Annotated in this window: 4 protein-coding genes; 2 read left to right on the forward strand and 2 right to left on the reverse strand. The window is 72.2% G+C overall.

Features of this window, described 5'->3' with window-relative positions; translation table 11 throughout:
• The coding region (locus FHP29_RS02210; protein ID WP_240044250.1) for a PEP-utilizing enzyme at positions 1–1595 on the forward strand (1595 nt) is incomplete at its 5' end.
• A 308-nt stretch (positions 1596–1903) separates the two neighbouring features.
• On the opposite strand, the gene FHP29_RS02215 is transcribed toward FHP29_RS02210, so the two are convergent.
• Both FHP29_RS02215 and FHP29_RS02220 read right to left on the reverse strand, forming a co-directional pair.
• Entirely contained in the window at positions 1904–2722 is an 819-nt protein-coding gene (locus tag FHP29_RS02215) for an SDR family NAD(P)-dependent oxidoreductase (protein ID WP_139621245.1), read from the reverse strand.
• A 45-nt stretch (positions 2723–2767) separates the two neighbouring features.
• Positions 2768–3550, reverse strand: a complete 783-nt coding sequence (locus FHP29_RS02220) for a glucose 1-dehydrogenase (RefSeq protein ID WP_139621246.1) — start codon at positions 3548–3550, stop codon at positions 2768–2770.
• Between the two features lie 147 nt (positions 3551–3697).
• On the opposite strand from FHP29_RS02220, the gene FHP29_RS22410 reads away from it, so the two are divergent.
• On the forward strand, positions 3698–4016 hold a 319-nt coding region (locus tag FHP29_RS22410; protein WP_240044251.1), incomplete at its 3' end, for a Rieske 2Fe-2S domain-containing protein.

Raw genomic sequence — 4016 nt, forward strand, 5'->3', positions numbered from 1 at the left:
CCGCGGACTACCAGGGCGAGTTCGACACCCTGCTCGACCCGCGGCTTTCGGTGCTGACCGCGACCAACACGTCCGAGGCGCTCCCCGGCCCGCTCACCCCGATGTCGCTGGACCTCCAGCTCGGCGCGCAGCGGATCTCCAACGAGGGCATGGGCCGGATGGTCGCGCTCGACGGCGTCGCGCTCGACCAGCACACCAGCCTCGTGCTCGGCGTCCTGGGCCACTGCGTCTACATCAATGCCTCCGTCGGCGTGAACATCGTCGAGAACATGCCCGGCTGGGACGAGGCGAGCGTGCGCCGCGACGCCTACGGCAACATCCCCGACGACGTCGTGTTCCGCCCGCAGGGCGGCCCGCCGATGCCGCAGGGCCTGGCCGCACGGCGCTCGACGCTGACCGCCACGGCGCGCGTGATCGCGCGGGCGCGGAAGTTCAAGGAGGAGGCCGAGGTCGTCAACGCGACCGCCAAGGCCGAGAGCCTCACCGCCGAGCAGATCGCCGCGCTCGACGACGCCCAGCTGCACGCCCGCGCCCTGCTCTGGCGCGACCGCCTCGCCCACGCCTGGTCGGTCGCCTCGATCGGCGTGATGATGACCGGCGCCGCCGGCGCCATCCACGAGCGCGGCAAGGACCCCGAGCACGTCGCCGTCGACGTCGAGCTGCTCGAGTCGGCGCGCACCATGCTCGCCGTCGAGCGGCTCGCCGACGAGCTGCGCGGCGACGACCACCTGCTCAAGCTGGCCCGCGAGGGCGACGTCGAGGCGCTGCGCGCCGCCTCGCCGGCCTTCTCGGCGGCGCTCGACGCGCAGCTCGACCTGATGGGCCACCGCGGGCCGGGCGAGTGCGAGCTGGAGAACCCCTCGTTCTCCGACCGCCCGGCCCACCTCATCGGCTCCGCCGCTGCCGCCGCCCAGCGCCCCGCCGCCGCCCGGGAGCCGGTCCCCGCGCTGAGGTCGCGCACCGGCAAGATGGCCGCCGGCGCCATCCTGGCCCGCGAGCGGGCCCGGGACGGCGTGGTCCGCTACACCCACGACCTGCGCCTCGCGGTCCGCGAGCGCGGCGCCCGGCTGGTCGCGGCCGGACGCCTCGACGCGTCCGACGACGGGTTCTACCTGACCCTCGACGAGCTGTTCGTCGCGCCCGGCGACCTGCGCGAGCGGGTCGCCCGGCGTCGTACCGAGCGCGAGCGGTTGCAGTCCATCCGGATGCCCGACGTCGTCGTCGGCACCTGGGCGCCCGAGGGCGTGCACGCCGAGGTCACGGTGGGCGACACGATCGGCGGGATCGGCGTCAGCGCCGGTGTCGTCGAGGGCCGGGTCCGCGTCCTGCGCACCCCCGACGACGACATCGAGCCCGACGAGATCCTCGTCGCCTCGGTCACCGACGTCGGCCACACCGCGATGTTCGGGTACGCCGCCGCGGTCGTCACCGACATCGGCGGTGCCGCCTCCCACGCCGCCATCGTGGCCCGCGAGTTCGGCATCCCCTGTGTCGTCGACACCAAGCACGCCTCCACCACCCTGGCCGACGGGATGCTGGTCCGCGTCGACGGCGCCGCCGGCACCGTCGAGGTCCTCGAGGCTCCTCCCGCCTGACGCCCCGGCGCAACCTGACCCGGATCTCCCGCCGACCCGGCGCCACCTGCCCCGGATCTCCCTGGGCCTTCTTGGCGATGTCGGTGCGGATCGAGCCGACGCCGCCGGTCATCGTCAACCCCACACGCCCACCCGGCGCTCAGTTCGAGGTCAAGTTGCGCCGGGTCGAGGTCATTTCGAGGTCAGGTCGCGCCGGGTCGAGGTCATTTCGAGGTCAGGTTGCGCCGGGTCGACGCGAACGACGACAGCCCCCGGGATGCTCGGGGCACCCGGGGGCTGTCGGCGAACGAGCCGTCGAACGAGGACGTCTACGCGACGTCCTTCTTGAACAGCGCCGTGATCACCCGCTGGTAGGCGGGGCCGACGAGTCGCGGCAGCACGGCCATGAAGCGGGCATCGTTGCCGCACAGGATCTGTGCCTTGTCCTTGCGGATGCCGTTGAGGATGATCTCGGCGCACTCCTCGACGGTCATCTTGGCGATGCGGTCGAAGTTGGCGGCCATCTGGGCGACGTCGCGGTCGCCGCCGACGTGGGCCTTCTTGGCGATGTCGGTGCGGATCGAGCCCGGGTGCACGCTGCTGGCGCTGACCGGGTGGCCGTACATCTTCATCTCCTGGCGCAGCGAGTCGGTGAAGGCGCGGACGGCGAACTTGGTCGCGTTGTAGCCGCTCTGGGTCGGGCACGCCACCAGCCCGAACATGCTGGAGATGTTGGCGACGTGGCCGTCCCCGGAGGCGATGACGTGGGGCAGGAACGCCTTGGTGCCGTGGACGACGCCCCAGAAGTTGATGTTGACGATCCAGTCGAGGTCCTCCCAGCTGACCTCCTCGACGGTCGCGACCAGGGAGACGCCGGCGTTGTTGACGACCAGGTTGACCTTGCCGAAGTCGGCGACGACCTCGTCGGCGTGCTTGAGCACGGCCTCGCGGTCGGTCACGTCGACCTCGTACGCCCGAGCCTCGGCGCCCGCCGCGCGGCACAGCTCGGCGGTCTCCTCGACGTTGGCGATGCTGCGGCCCGAGACCGCGAGCCGAGCGCCCTCGCGGGCGAGCTGGACCGCCAGCTCGCGTCCGATGCCGGCGCCGGCGCCGGTGATGACGGCGACCTTGCCGTTGAAGTCCTTCATGTCTCTCTCCTGGTGGTGCGGGTCGTTGCGCTCGGCGGCGGGTGCCTAGAGCGAGGTGAAGCCGCCGTCGGCGACGAACTCGGATCCGGTGCTGTAGCTGGACTCGTCGGAGAGCAGGAACAGCACGAGGTTGGCGATCTCGACCGGGTCGGCCTGCCGAGCCAGCGGCTGGTGCTGCGCCTGCTCGTGGGAGCGGGCCGAGTCCGCGGTCATCTCGGAGCGGGTGAAGCCCGGGTGCACCGAGTTGACCCGGATGCCCTCGGGGCCGAACTCCTGGGCCGCGGTCTTGGTCATCCCGCGCACGGCCCACTTGGAGGCGACGTACCCGAGGATGCGGGAGTAGGCGATCAGGCCGCCGGTCGAGGAGATGTTGACGATCGAGCCGGCGACACCGGCCTCGCGCGCGCGGCGCATGGACGGCAGGACGGCCTTCATGCCGAGGAAGACGCCGACCTGGTTGACGTCGATGACCCGGCGGTAGTCCGCCTCGCTGAGCGACTCGATCGGGTCGACGTGCACGATGCCGGCGTTGTTGACCAGACCGGAGACCGGCCCGAACGCGGCCTCGGCGGCGGCGACCGCCTCCTGCCAGCCGTCCTCGCTGGTGACGTCGAGGGGCACGTACGCCGTCCGCTCGCCGAGCTCGTCGGCGAGGGCCTTGCCCTGCGCCTCGAGGACGTCGGCGATGACGACGCGGGCGCCCTCCTCGACGAGCCTGCGCACGCAGGCGGCGCCGATGCCGCGGGAGCCACCGGTGACGATGACGACCTTGTCGGTGACGCGGCCGCCGGAGCGGGCGCCGTCGTACTGGCTCTGGATGTCGCTCATGACGGTAGGGAAGCCCCGCCGTCGGCGACCCCGGCCGAGGATCCCGATCAGCGGGACCGTCGTTCCCCGAGGACGGGCACGTCCATACCGTCGCAGCATCGGCAGGCCTCGGGCCCGCCTCACGAGTCGCACCACGAGGAGATCGAGATGACTGCGCTGCAGACCGGCACGGGCGCCGACGAGGTCCGCCACATCGAGTTCGAGGAGGCGCCGGCCCGCTTCGCCCGGGGCTGGCACTGCATCGGCCTCGAGCGGGAGTTCCGCGACGGCAAGCCGCACTCGATCCAGGCGTTCGGCACCAAGCTCGTCGTGTGGGCGGACAGCCAGGGCGAGATCAAGGTGCTCGACGCCTACTGCCGGCACATGGGCGGCGACCTGTCCCAGGGCACGATCAAGGGCGACGAGGTCGCCTGCCCGTTCCACGACTGGCGCTGGGGCGGCGACGGCCGCTGCAAGCAGATCCCCT

The organism is Nocardioides albidus (assembly GCF_006335005.1).
GTDB classification, from domain to species: domain Bacteria; phylum Actinomycetota; class Actinomycetes; order Propionibacteriales; family Nocardioidaceae; genus Nocardioides; species Nocardioides albidus.